The sequence below is a fragment of the Brumimicrobium mesophilum genome (assembly GCF_003025005.1).
In the GTDB taxonomy this organism is placed as follows: Bacteria; Bacteroidota; Bacteroidia; order Flavobacteriales_D; family Crocinitomicaceae; genus Brumimicrobium; species Brumimicrobium mesophilum.
In genome coordinates this window covers 269191-286094 of sequence record NZ_PVSS01000003.1, presented here as the reverse complement: position 1 = coordinate 286094, position 16904 = coordinate 269191, and the positions used below count along the sequence as shown (strand labels likewise).

Genomic DNA, 16904 nt, shown 5'->3' with positions numbered 1-16904 from the left:
GGACTTTTGAATAACTTATAGACTAAATTTTATTTTTTTTCAATTAAAATCACTCACTTTTCAATTTGAGTTTCGTTTAACTTATAACACAAACACTAAAATGACACTCATGAAAAATCTTCCACATGTATCAGCAGAAATTTCTAAGAATTCACTTTTTGAAATAAATTTAAATGCCTATTTCCAGAAAATAATGGCTTTTCTATTCGTCCTGGTCTTTTCCACTCACCTGCATTCTCAAACAACAGATTGTATAGATTTTACATCATTTCCAGTTGATCATTGTGATACTTTTTACTTAAATTCAAATCCTAACCAATTCTTATATGTGGGTTGCACGAACCAAAGTTATGGGGTTAATTTATTTGATGGAATTTACAATACTGGCATCAATATGGACTTCAATTTCGATGGGTCAAATCAACAGATTGAAATCGAAGGTTATGGTTTTATAGGTCAATATGGTCAAATGGGTTACAGCATAAATGGTGGACCTTTTTTCTACCTTGATGATACTTTCCCTCTTGTTTCTAACGGTGTTACCATCGATTTGCAATTATCAGGTCAACAAAATAACTGGGACTATTACGAAATCACTTTCACAGGAGCAATTTCAACAATCACGCATGAACCTTTTGAATCTGGAATTACTGAAATTTGTACAGAAGAAATCACGCCAAGTACAGAAGATTGTATAGATTTCACATCATTCCCAACTGATCATTGTGATACTTTTTACTTAAATTCAAATCCTAACCAATTCTTATATGTGGGTTGCACGAACCAAAGTTATGGGGTTAATTTATTTGATGGAATTTACAATACTGGCATCAATATGGACTTCAATTTCGATGGGTCAAATCAAGAGATTGAAATCGAAGGTTATGGTTTTATAGGTCAATATGGCCAAATGGGTTACAGCATAAATGGTGGACCTTTTTTCTACCTTGACGATACTTTTCCTCTTGTTTCTAACGGTGTTACTGTCGATTTGCAATTATCTGGTCAACAAAATAACTGGGACTATTACGAAATCACTTTCACAGGAGCAATTTCAACAATTTCGCATGAACCTTTTGAATCTGGAATTACTGAAATTTGTACAGAAGAAATCACGCCAAGTACAGAAGATTGTATAGATTTCACATCATTCCCAACTGATCATTGTGATACTTTTTACTTAAATTCCAATCCTAACCAATTCTTATATGTGGGTTGCACGAACCAAAGTTATGGGGTTAATTTATTCGACGGAATTTACAATACTGGTATCAATATGGACTTCAATTTCGATGGGTCAAATCAAGAAATTGAAATCGAAGGATATGGGTTCTTAGGTCAATATGGCCAAATGGGTTACAGTGTGAATGGAGGACCTATGTTCTACCTTGATGATACTTTCCCTCTTATTTCTAACGGTGTTACCATCGATTTGCAATTATCAGGTCAACAAAATAACTGGGACTATTACGAAATCACTTTCACAGGAGCAATTTCAACAATTTCGCATGAACCTTTTGAATCTGGAATTACTGAAATTTGTACAGAAGAAATCACGCCAAGTACAGAAGATTGTATAGATTTCACATCATTCCCAACTGATCATTGTGATACTTTTTACTTAAATTCCAATCCTAACCAATTCTTATATGTGGGTTGCACGAACCAAAGTTATGGGGTTAATTTATTCGACGGAATTTACAATACTGGTATCAATATGGACTTCAATTTCGATGGGTCAAATCAAGAAATTGAAATCGAAGGATATGGGTTCTTAGGTCAATATGGCCAAATGGGTTACAGTGTGAATGGAGGACCTATGTTTTACCTTGATGATACTTTCCCTCTCGTATCAAGCGGAGTAACTGTCGATTTACAATTAACAGGTCAGCAAAGCAATTGGGACTATTACGAAATTACCTTCACAGGAGCAATTTCAACAATTACGCATGAACCTTTTGAATCTGGAATTACTGAAATTTGTGTGGAAGAAGAAATTTTGTCTACGGAGAACTTTTCAAAGAATGAAATCGAAGTCAATGTTTTCCCGAATCCTACAAATGCTGGAATTACGATTCAAACTGACGAAAAAATTGAATCTATTCAATTAATTGGAATGAGTGGACAAATCTTTGAAATAGAATTAACCAACAACAACTATCTTGATTTAAGCATTTTAAGTTCTGGTGTCTATCTTTTGAATATTTACACGAATGATGCTGTTATTAGAAAAAAGGTATTAAAAAGGTAGATCTTTATTCGTAATTTAAGCCTAATAAAACTTAAAGCGTATGAAAAGCATTAATTCTTTTGAACTCAAACGACTCAACAAACAAGGCTTATCAACTTTAATGCAATGGGCATTAAAAGAAGGCTGGAATCCAGGAGAGAATGATATCGATGCATTTTGGGATGCAGATCCAGATGGTTTTTATGGAATCTATAATGAAAATGAATTAATAGCAGGCGGAGCAGTAATCTCCTACAATCAAGAATTTGGTTTCATGGGATTATTCATCGTTCATCCAGATTTTAGAGGAAAAGGTATAGGAAATAAATTGTGGTACTTAAGAAGAGATTTACTAATTAATAGGCTAAACACCGGTGCTCCAATTGGAATGGACGGAGTTGTCGCTATGCAACCCTTTTATGAAAAAGGTGGATTTAAAAAGGATTTCAGAGATGAAAGATACGAGTTTCAAGGTCAAAAATCATCGGTGAGCAACAAGCTTTCAAGTATAAAGTCAGCAGATATAGACACTATCATGGCTTATGATTTAAAAAGATTTGGATTCCCAAGAACCGAATTCTTAAAAACCTGGCTCACCCTCCCCAACAGTAAAGGTTTTAAATACGTGGAAAAAGACCTTATTAAAGGTTACGCAGTAATTCGAAAAGTTAAATCAGGATATAAAATAGGTCCTCTTTTCGCTGAAAATAAAGAAATAGCGGAAGAAATCTTCAAAGCATGTCTTAACACTGTTGAAGGACAATCTGTTTACCTAGATATTCCGGTAATCAACGAAGAAGCTGTGAAATTGGTTAAGAAATATAACGGAAAGTACGTCTTCGAATGTGCGAGGATGTATTATGGAGAAGTTCCAAAAGTGGATGTTGGGAAGGTTTTTGGAATTACGACTTTTGAGTTGGGGTGATTTTAGAAAAACTGAGTTAATTACAGTATTTGCGGCAATCAATTCATTATTAAAATCTTTGATAATTTCGAGAATCTCAGTTTTTAAACTCTTCAGAAAAAGGACTTTCAGCCAACGATTTAAATGTAAAACTTAGTTTTTCAAATCACTCAAAATCGAAGTGTCTGGGATTCTACAACTAAATTTGAGTTTTCATTACTTGCTTTTTCCCTTTTAGAACCTGAATTAGTGACTTAAAATTTTCGTTAAATTCATGACATTTCTTTGATGTCATTACTTTTTCTTTAATACTCAGATGAACTGCAGACAACAAGTAATATTCCATTGGTTAAAACAATACACAATATTTTAAATTTTGTTCATATTCGAAGAATAATTAGAGCCAATTTTCATCTTCAAATCGATAAGCTATATCTTAAATAATTATATATTTGACCTCGAAATGGGGTGCTTACAATTTATTTGTAGGCTGAGATGATACCCAAGTGCTTCAATGAACTGAGCCTGATCCAGGTAATACTGGCGTAGGTATTTTACAAGTGGAAATGAATAGTTATTCATTACATGTGCTTGATTCGTCGTCCTATTTCATGAATTATAATAATATTAATCATGGAATGGATATATTCATCATTAACGTCTTGGCAAGTTATAGGAACTGCTTTTGGAATAACGCAAGTATTACTAGCGCGAAAGAACAATGTCAATAATTATCTTTTTGGATTAGTTTCCATCATTATTGGAATTTGGGTTCGTTTTAGGACCAAACTTTACGGAGATATTTTACTCGACTTATACTATTTAGTAATGAGTATCTATGGTTATTTTTACTGGAAATTCGGAAAGAATAAAAAACAGGCACCAATCGCTTATTCAAATAAAAAAGAACACATCAAGGCGATATCAATTGTAATGATTAGTTTCATTCTCATTCTTATTTGGTTAAAGAACTTTACGAACTCAGATGTTCCATATTGGGACGCTACGACAAGTGCTTTCGCTTTTGCAGGAATGTGGTTAATGGCGAAAAGAAAAATTGAAAACTGGGTTTACCTGAACATCAGCAATTTCATTTCATTGCCTTTACTTATTTATAAAGAACTATACATCTACGCTGGACTTACAGCATTTCTATTTATTGTAGCTATTTCGGGTTATATAAAATGGCGTAAAATTATTAAGAATGAAGAAAGAATTGTCGATGCAACAAATTAAAGAAGCTTGTCTCAATGTCCAAGAATTTCCAAAAGAAGTATTGGACTGGACACATGAAAACAACTGGTGGAACATTTGGGTGCCGAAGGAATATGGCGGGTTGGAGTACTCATTAACCGAAGGACTAAAACAGCTAAAAGATTTTGCTAAAATTGACGGCACATTAGGATGGACCCTTACATTGTGTAGTGGTGCTAATTTTTTCATTGGAAACTTACAGAAAGACGTCGCGAAAGAACTCTTTAATACACCAAACATCTGTTTAGGAGGCAGTGGCGGAAATTTCGGAACTGCAGAAAAGAATGGGAATGAGTATATCCTAAATGGAAAATGGCGTTATGCAACAGGATCAAAATACCTTACTCACTTCACACTTAATGCACAGGTAACTGAAAAAGGAATCGCGTTAAAAAATGAAGATGGAACACCTCAAATTCGCTCCTTCATTATTCCTAAAGAAAAAGTGACCATCATTGAAGATTGGAACACGATGGGACTTGTTGCGTCGATTACCAACTCTTTTAATGTGGAGAATGTTACTTGCGATAAAAAATATAGCTTCTTGTATAAAGAAGTATACTTGCCTCAACCCTTATATCAAATCGACTTTTCAACGTTTGCTGATTTAACCTTGTGGGTAAACTATATTGGAATGGCTGAACATTTTTTAGAGCAGGTTAAAATCTTTAATGAAGAAAGTTTATATGCAGAACTTGAAGCAATCATTTCAAATGTTAATCAAGAAATAGCTGTAATTTCAACAAGTATTGAAACCTTGTTAAACAATGGAGATTTACTTTCTCAAGACCAAATTCAAGACATACATTTGAAAGCTAAATCAAATGTGCGCGCCATTTCTCTAGCCATAATAAGCATTTATCCTTTCTTGGGAATAAAAGCAGCTTCTTACACCTATCCTATCAACCAGATTTTTAGAGATTATTTCACAGCGACGCAACACCATATTTTTGTTAAGCGGTAATCCTATATTTATCAATTTAGTAATGCTAGAGATTTCTGGCATTACTTTGAAAAGGCGAAAATCTAAATATTGAAAGTCGTAATTGAAATCAGTCAACGGAGAAATTGGTGAGATTTTATGGCGGTAAAGAAGTCCTCCATTTGTATTATTTGAAACAAGAAGAGTTATTAGTTTGCAATCCTAACCCTTTTAATAAGTTTTCAACTTTTTAAACCTCAAGCTCACACTGCTTCTCACTCCCTAGAATCCTCTGCCTGTCGATTTATCGGTTACTTCCCAATACAAAAATTAGCAAATATATTCCCCAACAAATCATCAGATGTAATCTCTCCAGTAATACTCGACAAATGTCTTATCGCGCTTCGGATATCCATTGCCAATAAATCCCCAGAAATTTGCATTTCTAAAGCTTGCTCTACTTGTTTCATATCTGCTAGTGCATTTGAAAAAGCTTCGTAGTGACGAGCGTTGATTACGATAGTGTCACTTTCTGTAGCCAATTCTGAAACTGATTTTGCTAATTCAGCTTTGATGTCATCTAAACCATTGTGTTTTTTCGCTGAGATGGCAATTACAGGATATTTCTCGCTGTATTCGGCAAATTTATCTTTGTTCAATTCTTCGGTTTTGTTGGCCAATAAAACGATAGATAATCCATTGCGTTCTAATTTATTTAAGTCAAATTGAACCTCTTCCTTTGATAAATCATTGGCGTCGAAAACATAAAGTAGGATGTTGGATTTACCCACCTCTGAAATGGCGCGTTCAACACCGATCTTTTCAATTTCATCAGTTGCTTCACGAATTCCTGCAGTGTCTATGAAATTATATAAAATTCCATCAATTGTTAGTCGCTCTTCAATCGTGTCTCTCGTTGTTCCAGCTATCGAAGAAACAATCGCGCGTTCTTCATTCAACAAGGCATTCAACAAAGTGGATTTCCCCGCGTTTGGTCTTCCTGCAATAACAGTACTCACACCATGTTTGATTGCATTTCCATAAGCAAAAGAGTCCGTTAATAAAGTCAATTTTGCTTTCAATTCGATGACTAAATCATTCAATTCAGTTCGGCTGGCAAACTCAACATCTTCTTCCGAAAAATCGAGTTCTAGTTCGATTAATGATGCGAAATCCATCAAACGTTGGCGTAAATGAGCTATTTTATCTGAATAACCACCACGCATTTGATTCATTGCAATTTCGTGACTCTTTTTAGAATCGGATGAAATTAAATCTGCTATTGCTTCGGCTTGAGAAAGGTCCATTCTACCATTGAAATATGCCCTCATGGTGAACTCTCCTGCTTTTGCCATTCTACAACCTGCTTTGAAAAGTAAGTTTAGAATTTGCTGCTGAATAAATGTTGAACCGTGACAAGCGATTTCAGTTGTGTTTTCACCAGTAAAACTTTTACCTTCTTTTAATACAGTAACTAGAACTTCATCGATGACATTATTTTCTTGATCTCGAATCGTACCAAAAAGAACAGAATGCGAATCAACTTTCGTTAAATCCTTTGAAAATATTTTAGAAGTCAATGTCAGTGCATCCTCACCCGAAACACGAATAACAGCAATTGCTCCCACTCCATTTGCAGTTGATAATGCACAAATTGTATCTTTCTCGATTAATAAAGCCATGGTAAATGTTCTATTTGTTTAGGCTGCAAAGATAGGAAATTGTTTGAAGCCTTTTGCACTATTTAATTATTGAACGTGGTATTGGTTGGATGGAACGCGGTCCCCAAAGCTTTCGGGAACACGGATGCAAGCAGAGCGGATTATGGCGGATTTTTTATTCCCTTGAAAAGATAGTTACCTTAGACAAGCTCAGTCAACGAAGCATTATCCCGTTGACTGAGCCTGTCGAAGGCAGATAAATGAGCCTGTCGAAGGTAACGGGATCGAACTCTCAAAAGCAACGGAAACTTACCCCAGCTCCTTCTCAAACCACTTCCAAAGTGGATCATTTGGAACATCTGCTGTAATATGAACTGGTTCTTTTTTTACGGGGTGGATAAAATTCAACCTTCTGGCATGTAAAGAAATACTTCCGTCTTTATTGGATCGTTTAGCTCCATATTTTACATCTCCTTTAATGATACAACCAATATTGGCCAATTGTGTTCTAATTTGATGATGTCTTCCTGTTTTCGGATGAACTTCCAATAGAAAATAGCGATCACTTTGTGCAATCAATTTATAATCCAAAACAGCCTCTTTCGACTCTGGCGTATCTTTTTTTACTGTGTAACTTTTATTTTGATCTTTGTTTTTCTTCAGATAATCAAGTAAACTTCCAGAATCTTCTTTGGGTTTCGTTTCCACAATAGCCCAATACACTTTCTCTACGTCTCGTTTCTTGAACAATTCGTTCATTCTAGAAAGTGCTTTACTTGTTTTAGAGAAAACAACCAATCCAGAAGTTGGGCGATCTAAGCGATGAATAACACCACAAAAAACATTTCCCTGTTTATCATATTTTTTAGCAATCCACAATTTTAATTTATCAGGCAAAGGAGTATCCCCTGTTTTATCACCTTGGGTAATATCACCGGAAGCCTTATTGACAGCAATTAAATGGTTGTCTTCATAAATAACATCAACCTCCATTCTTAATATTGTTCTTCTTTATTTGGGAAATCTCCAGTTCTCACGTCTTTAATATAACTCTGTACTGCGTTTGTCATTTCTTCAAACAAGTTATGGTATTTTCGTAAGAATCTTGGATTAAAGTCATTATTGATTCCTAACATATCGTGGACAACCAAAACTTGACCATCAACTCCACCACCAGCACCAATTCCAATAATTGGAATACTCACTTCTTTAGCAACTCTTTCAGCTAAATCGGCTGGAATTTTTTCTAAAACAATAGAAAAACAACCAGCATTCTCCAAAGCTTTAGCATCTTCAATCAATCGTTTTGCCTCTTCTTCTTGTTTTGCTCTTACAACATAAGTACCAAATTTATATATTGATTGTGGAGTTAATCCCAAATGTCCCATCACTGGAATTCCAGCTGTAAGGATACGAGAAATAGATTCCAGCACTTCTGTTCCACCCTCCAGTTTCACTGCGTGACCACCAGATTCTTTCATTATTCTAATTGCAGAAGAGAGTGCTTCTTTAGAATTTCCTTGATAAGAACCGAAAGGCATATCCACAACAACCAGAGCGCGTTCAACCGCACGAACAACAGAAGCTGCATGATAAATCATTTGGTCTAAAGTAATCGGTAAAGTTGTTTCATGACCTGCCATAACATTCGAAGCAGAGTCACCTACCAAAATAACATCTACCCCAGCAGAATCAATGATTTTAGCCATCGAAAAATCATATCCAGTCAACATTGAAATCTTTTCGTTGTTCACCTTCATTTCTTGCAACGTATGTGTAGTCACACGCTTCACGTTTTTATGTACAGACATAATCAAAATTGTTTAGACACAAATGTAATAGAACAAATCAAATTGGTGGTTGAATTTTGAGAAATTTGTGTACGGGCGATTTGCAAATCGCCCTTTCACAATCCCTACACCATCACCAAATCATGTCTCTTATTTTTTTTCTTCTCTCCAAGATAAAAATCAATCCTCCCCAAAGCCAATCCTGCCCATCCAACTTGATTAATCAACACCTTCTCTCCTATTTTATTTAAGTGAACCTCTGGTTTTGGTAAAAATGTATGAGTATGTCCTCCAATAATCAAGTCAATATTTTCAGTTTCGGAAGCTAATAATTGATCATTATCCACGAATTGTTTTGGTTCATATCCTAAATGTGACAAACATATTACTAAATCACATTCTTCCTCGAAGCGAAGATGTTTTGCAATCCTGTTTGCTATTGGAATTGGTTTTAGCCATTCTGTATCTTGATAGTTCGCTTTGGCAACTAATCCTTGTAAACCAACGCCTAGACCAAAAACTCCAACTTTGAATGGTCCTTTGTTGAATATTTGATATTCTTTTGTTACGTCCTTTATTATTGTATTGTCGAAATTATAATTTGAACAAACAAATGGAAAATCACCATATTGATAAGCATTTAAAAAACCGTCTAATCCAGCGTCAAAATCATGATTCCCCATTGTAGCACAATCATAGCCCATGTGAGCCATGAGTTTCATTTCTAATTCACCTTGAAACTTGTTAAAATATGGTGTTCCTTGAAAAATATCGCCTGCATCCAATAATAGAACATTCTTTTCTTTACTTCTAATTTGTTTTAGTTTGGCATATCTTCTTGCTACTCCTCCTTGATTTGGATATTTAGCGTGTGTTGTTGGAAAAGTTTCAATATTTGAATGGGTATCATTGGTATGTAGAATGGTAATTTTATTTAATCCTTGTGGATCTTTAGGAAAACTCAATAAATTTGGGCTAATTGCTAATCCAGCTCCAACAACAATGCTTTTTTGTAAAAATATTCGACGTTCCATATTACCATTTTATGCGGTTATCCAAAACTGGACGAAGTGTATCCATCGCCTCTACTCTTTTAATCAATGCTTCTCTTAGAAAAATCCCTGTATCGGTGCTTTCATAACTTTGCTTAAAGAAACTCATGTTGTCTCCTCCATTCGCTAAATAATCAGTAGTTATTACATATAAAGTATCTCCAAAAGGTTCATCATTCATCAAACTTACCATATCACCATCAATTTGAAATCCTCCTGTTGGCTCTCCCCCAGATTTCTTTAAATAATTAAAAATTGAGACGATTTCCTTACCTGGCAATTTAACTAGAACAACCGTATTGTCGAATGGCATCAATTTATAAATATCCCCAACAGTTATATTTCCTTTTGATATCGGTGACCTTAATCCACCGTGATTCATAATTGAAATATAATGATTCCCTTCTAGCCAATTATTTTCTTCGAGGTAATTTTCTGTTTCATCAATTACGAAATTTCCTAAAGTACTTTCAGGTCGATCTCTTAACAAATCTTCAGTTGCATAACCGATAACCCTGTCCATATTAGCCGCTAATTCCTTCTTGAATGGTGCAATAAATGCTTGCAAACTATCATCAGGTAATGTAGCAGTATTGATTTCAACTTTATCAGTTTGGACAAATACAGAAGCAGAAGAGCAGGCCAAAAGACCTGCTCCTACTAATAGTGTCCATAAAATTTGAACAATTTTCATGGTTTAATTCATCTATTATTGAACGATAATTCTTTTGACTAAATTACCTTTTTCAGTATTAATATTCAATAAATATGTACCTGCTTTGAATTCTGTTACATCCACCTCAACAAATTGTGTTGAAGTTGTAAATGTTCCAACTTGTCTTCCTGTCATATCCATCACATCCACTGATGTAATTTCTACACCATTCAGCTGAACATAAACAGTTTCGTTGCTTGGATTTGGGAAAATAGATAAGTTGTTGTCGATAAAATCAGTTGACAAAGCTAATTCACAACCACTTGCATCATATGACATACTGTAGAAGTCAACATAACAAGCGAAATCAACGCTGTCAATATATGGGTTTCTATTGTCCTGAATATTGTAAATTAATTCGTGGCGAGCAATCTCGTAGTTATCTGGTAAATCTGCAAAGTGCCAGTTCTTCAAGATATTTTGATCTTGGTTTGAAGGAATACTCCAATTATCACCAGTTCCATTTGCACCATTGTATGCAGTCGCCATATAGAAAATTGATCTGGCTAAATTTCCTTTTTGAATATCTCTTGGCTCATAAACAAGAGCACCATTCGCATTTTCACCTCTTGCTCCTTCTAAATATTCGAAAACTGGTGTTCCAACGATTTCACCGAAAGGTAAATTACTTCTTGGTGTATTCGCTTGATTTAAGTTAGTTGGATATAAATTGTGGTAATCTGCATATTCCAATTCCTCATTTGTTCCATTTGCTGGAAATGTTGGCATCCAGGAATGAGCATAAGTATGTTCTCTAGAGTATCCTGTAGCAGTCCAATCGAAAGAACCAGAATACACCTTGCGTTCTCCAGAATATACACAAGTTACATAGCTATCACCATTCACAGTATCCTTTGCTTCAAAACCATCCATCAAAAGTGTTTTATACAAGAAATACGAACTGTAATCATGCGCATTAATCAATGTTGTTAAGTCATCCACTAATGTTGTTGAACCGCTATTTAAAGCTCCGTAATAAGAACCAATGTTACTTCCAGTTGAAGTTTGGTTACCTACCGCATTACTTACCTGGTTATAGTTTACAAAGTTTCCGAAACCATTCATTGCATAAACTGAATAATAATAATCCAAATCTGCGCGAATTCCACGCGGAGTAAATGTTAAGGAATTTCCAACATAGGTAACTTTTCCATCACCAATTACATCACCTCTTTGGTATGCAGTTCCATCAACTGGAGCTCCTGTTGGAGCGCTACCTTCTTTCCACACGACAATGTATCCTTCTGCATCTGATGAAGCGTTATATTCAACATTCATGGTATATGCTTGAACATTTGAAAACGCTAAAGCTGAAGGTCCATTTACTGGTTCTGTTGCTAAATTATCGTTTCCTATTCCGTATAAATTTAAAGTAAATACTGGAAAATCAGGATCATTAGAAGAAATCTCAATAGTTGAAATTCTTGAACCATTTGAAGTTGTTGAGAAATCAATTGCTCCCATAGTATTTGCTCCTCCTGCAATTGAACCTGTCATTACAGTTGTTGAAAAATCTGCCGAAGCATTTCCTGTAAAATCAATTGCTGAAACAGTTAAATCATTTACCCCTAAATTTCTCAATTCAATTGGTGTGCTCGCTGTGGCTCCAATTTGAATTGTAGAACCTTCAAGAACTGGAATTCCATTTACAACAACTTCAATTTTCTTGTCTGGTGCCGTATATCCAAAAATGTCGTTGATATCACGTGGCAACAATTGGAAAAGTCCATTGTACTCACTTAATAAACCAACAACTGATTGTGAGCCTCCAGGAATAGTTTGACCTGCCATAGCTGTACCTGAATTAATACGAATTGTTCCTGTATTAGTTCCATCGGTAAAATTGTAATTTGTACTATTTGCGAACGTTGAACCAGCATCAGTAAAAGTCACATTGTCTATTCTTACCAATCGACCTTCATAGTTATTTCCTAAATCAACTATGTTAATATTCCAAGGATCGATTTCCGTTTGAGCACCGTGATTTGTTAAAGAAGTTATTGGGTCAATTTCAAGTAATCCACTAAAATCTTTAATTACTCCTGTTACAGTAACAGAATCTCCTCTATTTACTCCCCCAACTTGTGAACCACCATAAATTGGAAGTCCTCCCGTTTCATCTTGAATATAACGAATAGGTCCTAATTCACCACCATCTGAAGAAACACCTTTTATGGTAACCGTTGCACCCACAGGGAAATTTCTTGCATCATTTATATCTGTCTGAGCAACCAAGGTTGTCATTGATAATAAAGCTCCGAAAAGCAAAAATTTATTTTTCATTTTTTTAATTTTATTCTATAATTTATTAAAATTCAAATCCTAATGAGAAGTTCACACGAACTCCTTGTCCAAAGAAAACTCCAGATGAAGCAGCATCAAAATAACTTCCATTTTGATTATTTCTTGCATCAGAAATATACAATGAATTTAAAGCGTTAAATACATTCCCTCTCAATATTAAGCTCGATTTATTAAATTTAAACCTATATCCGGTATGGAATGAAAGTAATCCATAAGATGGTATTTGCCATGATTCAGTTCCACCATTACCGTTTGCAACACTTAAAGAGAATGGATCAAAATCACTAAAATAACGATCAAAATAAGTATATCCTACTTTAATATACAAACTTCTAATTGGCTCAAAACGAATTGCAGCAGAATAAGTACTTTGTGCAGCATCACCAACATGAACCCCTTTTGCATCAAATTCAAAAACTTGACCAACAACATCAATTTTTTCTGATGATTGCCAAGTCCAATCTCCAAGTGAAACCATTCCTTCTAATGCTACATTTCTAAAAATTTTATACACCGCATCAAATTCAATCCCCATGTGTAATGCATCCATTCCATTTACGTTAGCCCTAATAAATTCAGTTGGATCGTTTGGATCTGGTACTGCTACACCATAAGGGAAAGGTTTATTTTCCCACATTGTATAATATCCATTAACGTTTGCTGTAAACTTTTTAGAACGATAACCATAACCAGCTTCAAAGGCTATAATATTTTCATTTAAAATTTCTTCAAAGAACATATTTGTGTTGTTATCGATAACATTACTAAATTGAGGTGTTCTAGATAAATATCCAGCATTTACAAAAACATTTGAATTTTCTGTAACGTTATAATTAGCTCCTGCTTTCGCTGTAAATCCAGCCAACCATTTCCAATCTGTCTGATTATATTGTAAATCTGGATGATTTGGGTGGTATAATTCACCATTGTATTCTATAACATCCTGTCCTCCTATATATAAAGTAGTGTCATCCAAATGAATCTCTCTTTTCTCACTATAATCAATTCCTTTATATCCATTCACTACAGTTGATAAATTCACAAACGTTGACCATCTCCCCTTAGAATATTCAGCTTGTCCAAATGCACCAGCCCATTGAACTAAAGCATCTCTATGATTGTGGTAAGGTTCCCAACCAACTTTATCACCTTCTCTTTTCATGTTTGTTGGGGCATTTTTATCTTGAGAATTTATCCAATAATTTCCTCCTAACAAATCTGTCAATTCAGTGTAGTGTTCTCCTTTATAATAACGATAATCTAATCCTCCAGAAAATTTCCAATATTCATTATAATCATAATCAAATTGTGAAACTCCACCAACCCAAGTGTGGTTGTTCACTGAAGCAGTCATGACTTGCGAAGATTTTAATAATGTTGGACTATAACTAGGATCAACAGAAGGTACTGTTTGTCCAAAAAGTGTAATTTCTTGATTGTTTTTAATAATCTTGTCCCAATCAATGTTACCATTTTCATCATAAACAATCCCACTTGAGTTTCTCAATCGCTCTCCTCCACCTCTTCCGATAGATACATAAGCCATATTAGAAATAGATAATTTATCGTTCACCTTCCAAAAATCCTTTAATGTAATTTGAGGTTTATGGTAGTAATTTCTTCTTTCAGATTTCACAACCCTGTCGCCATTTTCATTAGTAACATATCCAAAGTGCTGATTATGTCTTATTCCTAAATCTGTTAGAGGCGCACCTTCTTGAACAGTAATTCCTTGATCTCTTGCATAATCAGCATCCCAATAAGAAATTGGTTGATTGTAACTTCTTTGACCATGTTGTTGAGGAGCACCAAAACCGCTTAACGATATCAAGTGTTTACCAACTCTTTTTTGAATTTTCAAATAATAAAAAGCTCCTTCAGTGGTTAACCCATCAACCCAACCGTCACCTTTCTTATATGAACCTGAGAATAAAACTCCCCATCCATTTTTTAATTTACCTGACTTATAAGAAAGCGATGTTCTCAAAAAGTTTCCAGAACCATACTCCTGATTAACTTTAATTTCTCGTTTTCCACCTGTAGGTTGCGTAATAATATTCATAGTACCACCAACGGACGGCATAGCCAATTTTGTAGCACCTAAACCACGTTGTACCTGAATTTGATTCGTAATTTGATCTAAACCAAACCAGTTACTCCAATATACAGCTCCGTTCTCCATGTCATTTACAGGAACTCCATCAATCAAAACACCAATGTTTCTTTGGTTAAATCCACGAATACTAATTCGTGCATCACCATCTCCACCCCCTTGTTGTGTAGCGTGAACACCTGGTGTTGAATTCAATAACATTGGTAATTCCTGTGAACCCAACTCTTCTGTAATTTGCTTAGCAGAAATTCGACTTACTGCCACAGGAGTTTTTCTATCTACAGCCAATTGACCTATAACTTCAACTTCTTCCATTTCTTGGGTATCTCCCATAGAAAAATCTTTAGTTACAACTGGCTCGTCAATGGAGATAGTTGTAATTAAAGTATCATAAGAAAACATTGAAATCTTTACTTGGTAGTCTCCGTAAGGTAAGTTTTGAATTAGAAAAGACCCATCTAACTGCGCTTTAGACCTATATTCATCTGAAATATAGACATATGCACCAATAATTGGTTCGTTTGTAGAATGGTCAGTTACTTTTCCCTTAAACGTTCCGCTTTGTGAAAAAGCTATAAATGGAAGAAGGAATGCGAGGATTATAATTTTATTTAACACAACAGTAAAAATTGATATGAAAAAGGGGAGCTTTTAACTCCCCATTTTTTTTAATTTCTTATTTAACAATTACTCGACGAGAAGTTACTACTCCGTTTGATGTTTTCAAATTCACCAAATAAACACCTGGTTGATTTCCTACAGAGATTGTATTGATACCCGCGTTATTTTCTTTAGAAAATACTTTCTGTCCAACAGCACTAAATACTTCAACACTAACAATGTTATTATCACTTGTGAAGTTAAATTCACCGTTTGTTGATGGATTAGGATAGATTGATAAATTCAATGTAACTTCATCGTTTACTGACAATGTGTTACAATCACAATCGTGACTTCCTAAAGTTTTCCAGTTCCCTTCGATACGTGGATCTCCGTTTGAATCTAGAATTGGATCACCATTCGAATCCAACATAGGAATAACTGGCGGTAAAGAATCCCATTCAACTAAAGCGTTAAATACAGGAATAATTGCCGATGTTACACCTTTTTTAATCCCTTCTTTACGAACTAAAGAGTGATCAGTTGTAAGAACTGTTCCAACACCTACAAATGGAGCTGTATCCGTCCAACCATTGTATGGGTCTCCAACATCTGGATCTTCACCAATTTTACCAAAAACATCAATTAATTGAGCATTTGAAATATCAGCAATAGTTCCTTTTGCTAAAACAACTGCATCATTTCCATTAAAATACATTGCTCTTGAAACGTTGTAATCTGGGCTATAAAAACCATCAGCACGTTCTTGTAATGAGTCCCAAACTGGAGCCTCTTGACCAGTACCGTTTTCGTCTCTTTTGTCCAAAACTGCTACGTAAACCTCTTTTGCTCCAATTGTACCTGACAATTGAACTCCAGCATCAGGACCTACAAATGTAGCTCCGTTTGAATAACGAACAATCATGTAATCACTTAAGTTAATAGGTGAACTTGTTGGGTTGTAAATCTCGATAGCTTTGTTGTTGGACCAGCCTTCAACATACTCAGAGATAAATAATTCAGAACAATCTTGAGCGCTAACTGAAGCACTTAAAAGAAGTCCTAGTGAAAGTAAAACTTTTTTCATAGTTATTATATTTAATTGATAGAAGTTACAAATTGAAAAAAACAAAAACAGTTGTGAGTTTGAGTAAACTATATTGAATACAACTTATTTAATTATCGTTTCTTTTGGTTTTATCATTTATTGGTTTCAGCATGAAATAAAATTGCCTCAAGGAGAACAATAAATGATTTTCAATACAAAATTAAGGCTTTTTATTGAACCAACTATTATCGAATTATTAACAATTTTCATTTTTATTCAAAAAAAGAACCTATAATCAAGCCTTCTGCTTC

General features: G+C 34.7%; 12 protein-coding genes. 4 read left to right on the top strand and 8 right to left on the bottom strand.

Going from position 1 to position 16904, the window contains the following annotated elements; all coding sequences use genetic code 11:
- Positions 1 to 109: 109 nt before the first annotated feature.
- The 4 genes from C6368_RS04645 (at position 110) to C6368_RS04630 (ending at position 5352) form a co-directional block, all read left to right on the top strand.
- On the top strand, positions 110 to 2251 hold the full coding sequence (locus tag C6368_RS04645; RefSeq protein ID WP_159038434.1) for a T9SS type A sorting domain-containing protein: 2142 nt from the start codon (positions 110 to 112) through the stop codon (positions 2249 to 2251).
- Positions 2252 to 2291: 40 nt separating this feature from the next.
- Positions 2292 to 3155, top strand: coding sequence for a GNAT family N-acetyltransferase (locus C6368_RS04640; protein ID WP_107038006.1), 864 nt, complete (start codon positions 2292 to 2294; stop codon positions 3153 to 3155).
- A gap of 612 nt (positions 3156 to 3767) precedes the next feature.
- Positions 3768 to 4370: a nicotinamide riboside transporter PnuC gene (gene pnuC, locus C6368_RS04635; protein ID WP_107038005.1), complete on the top strand. Its 603-nt coding sequence runs from the start codon at positions 3768 to 3770 to the stop codon at positions 4368 to 4370.
- Complete coding sequence (locus tag C6368_RS04630) at positions 4339 to 5352, top strand: acyl-CoA dehydrogenase family protein (RefSeq protein ID WP_234369081.1); 1014 nt, start codon at positions 4339 to 4341, stop codon at positions 5350 to 5352. Before pnuC ends, C6368_RS04630 begins: the two co-directional genes overlap by 32 nt.
- Positions 5353 to 5621: 269 nt before the next feature.
- Here the strand turns inward: C6368_RS04630 and mnmE are convergent, their stop codons facing one another.
- The 8 genes from mnmE to C6368_RS04590 form a co-directional block, all read right to left on the bottom strand.
- Positions 5622 to 6992 (bottom strand): tRNA uridine-5-carboxymethylaminomethyl(34) synthesis GTPase MnmE, encoded by a 1371-nt coding sequence (gene mnmE / locus C6368_RS04625; protein ID WP_107038004.1) that lies wholly within the window; start codon positions 6990 to 6992, stop codon positions 5622 to 5624.
- A 288-nt stretch (positions 6993 to 7280) separates the two neighbouring features.
- The gene (locus C6368_RS04620; RefSeq protein ID WP_107038003.1) at positions 7281 to 7964 is read right to left on the bottom strand and encodes an RluA family pseudouridine synthase; all 684 of its coding nucleotides are present in this window, start codon (positions 7962 to 7964) and stop codon (positions 7281 to 7283) included.
- A 2-nt stretch (positions 7965 to 7966) separates the two neighbouring features.
- Positions 7967 to 8782 (bottom strand): 3-methyl-2-oxobutanoate hydroxymethyltransferase, encoded by an 816-nt coding sequence (gene panB / locus C6368_RS04615; RefSeq protein ID WP_107038002.1) that lies wholly within the window; start codon positions 8780 to 8782, stop codon positions 7967 to 7969.
- Positions 8783 to 8886: 104 nt separating this feature from the next.
- On the bottom strand, positions 8887 to 9795 hold the full coding sequence (locus C6368_RS04610) for a bifunctional metallophosphatase/5'-nucleotidase (RefSeq protein WP_107038001.1): 909 nt from the start codon (positions 9793 to 9795) through the stop codon (positions 8887 to 8889).
- A gap of 1 nt (position 9796) precedes the next feature.
- Positions 9797 to 10507 carry a 5'-nucleotidase C-terminal domain-containing protein gene (locus C6368_RS04605; RefSeq protein ID WP_107038000.1) on the bottom strand — a complete coding sequence of 237 codons (711 nt, stop codon included), beginning with the start codon at positions 10505 to 10507 and terminating at the stop codon, positions 9797 to 9799.
- A 15-nt stretch (positions 10508 to 10522) separates the two neighbouring features.
- On the bottom strand, positions 10523 to 12811 hold the full coding sequence (locus C6368_RS04600; RefSeq protein ID WP_107037999.1) for an endonuclease: 2289 nt from the start codon (positions 12809 to 12811) through the stop codon (positions 10523 to 10525).
- Between the two features lie 25 nt (positions 12812 to 12836).
- Positions 12837 to 15563, bottom strand: a complete 2727-nt coding sequence (locus tag C6368_RS04595; protein ID WP_107037998.1) for a TonB-dependent receptor — start codon at positions 15561 to 15563, stop codon at positions 12837 to 12839.
- Between the two features lie 58 nt (positions 15564 to 15621).
- Positions 15622 to 16632 (bottom strand): lamin tail domain-containing protein, encoded by a 1011-nt coding sequence (locus C6368_RS04590; RefSeq protein WP_107037997.1) that lies wholly within the window; start codon positions 16630 to 16632, stop codon positions 15622 to 15624.
- Positions 16633 to 16904 lie beyond the last annotated feature (272 nt).

Excerpts from the sequence above, each read along its gene's own strand:
- panB (WP_107038002.1), bottom strand. The coding sequence starts at position 8,782 with ATGTCTGTACATAAAAACGTGAAGCGTGTGACTACACATACGTTGCAA.
- C6368_RS04590 (WP_107037997.1), bottom strand. The coding sequence starts at position 16,632 with ATGAAAAAAGTTTTACTTTCACTAGGACTTCTTTTAAGTGCTTCAGTT.
- pnuC (WP_107038005.1), top strand. The coding sequence starts at position 3,768 with ATGGAATGGATATATTCATCATTAACGTCTTGGCAAGTTATAGGAACT.
- C6368_RS04640 (WP_107038006.1), top strand. The coding sequence starts at position 2,292 with ATGAAAAGCATTAATTCTTTTGAACTCAAACGACTCAACAAACAAGGC.
- mnmE (WP_107038004.1), bottom strand. The coding sequence starts at position 6,992 with ATGGCTTTATTAATCGAGAAAGATACAATTTGTGCATTATCAACTGCA.
- C6368_RS04645 (WP_159038434.1), top strand. The coding sequence starts at position 110 with ATGAAAAATCTTCCACATGTATCAGCAGAAATTTCTAAGAATTCACTT.
- C6368_RS04630 (WP_234369081.1), top strand. The coding sequence starts at position 4,339 with ATGAAGAAAGAATTGTCGATGCAACAAATTAAAGAAGCTTGTCTCAAT.
- C6368_RS04610 (WP_107038001.1), bottom strand. The coding sequence starts at position 9,795 with ATGGAACGTCGAATATTTTTACAAAAAAGCATTGTTGTTGGAGCTGGA.
- C6368_RS04605 (WP_107038000.1), bottom strand. The coding sequence starts at position 10,507 with ATGAAAATTGTTCAAATTTTATGGACACTATTAGTAGGAGCAGGTCTT.
- C6368_RS04600 (WP_107037999.1), bottom strand. The coding sequence starts at position 12,811 with ATGAAAAATAAATTTTTGCTTTTCGGAGCTTTATTATCAATGACAACC.
- C6368_RS04620 (WP_107038003.1), bottom strand. The coding sequence starts at position 7,964 with ATGGAGGTTGATGTTATTTATGAAGACAACCATTTAATTGCTGTCAAT.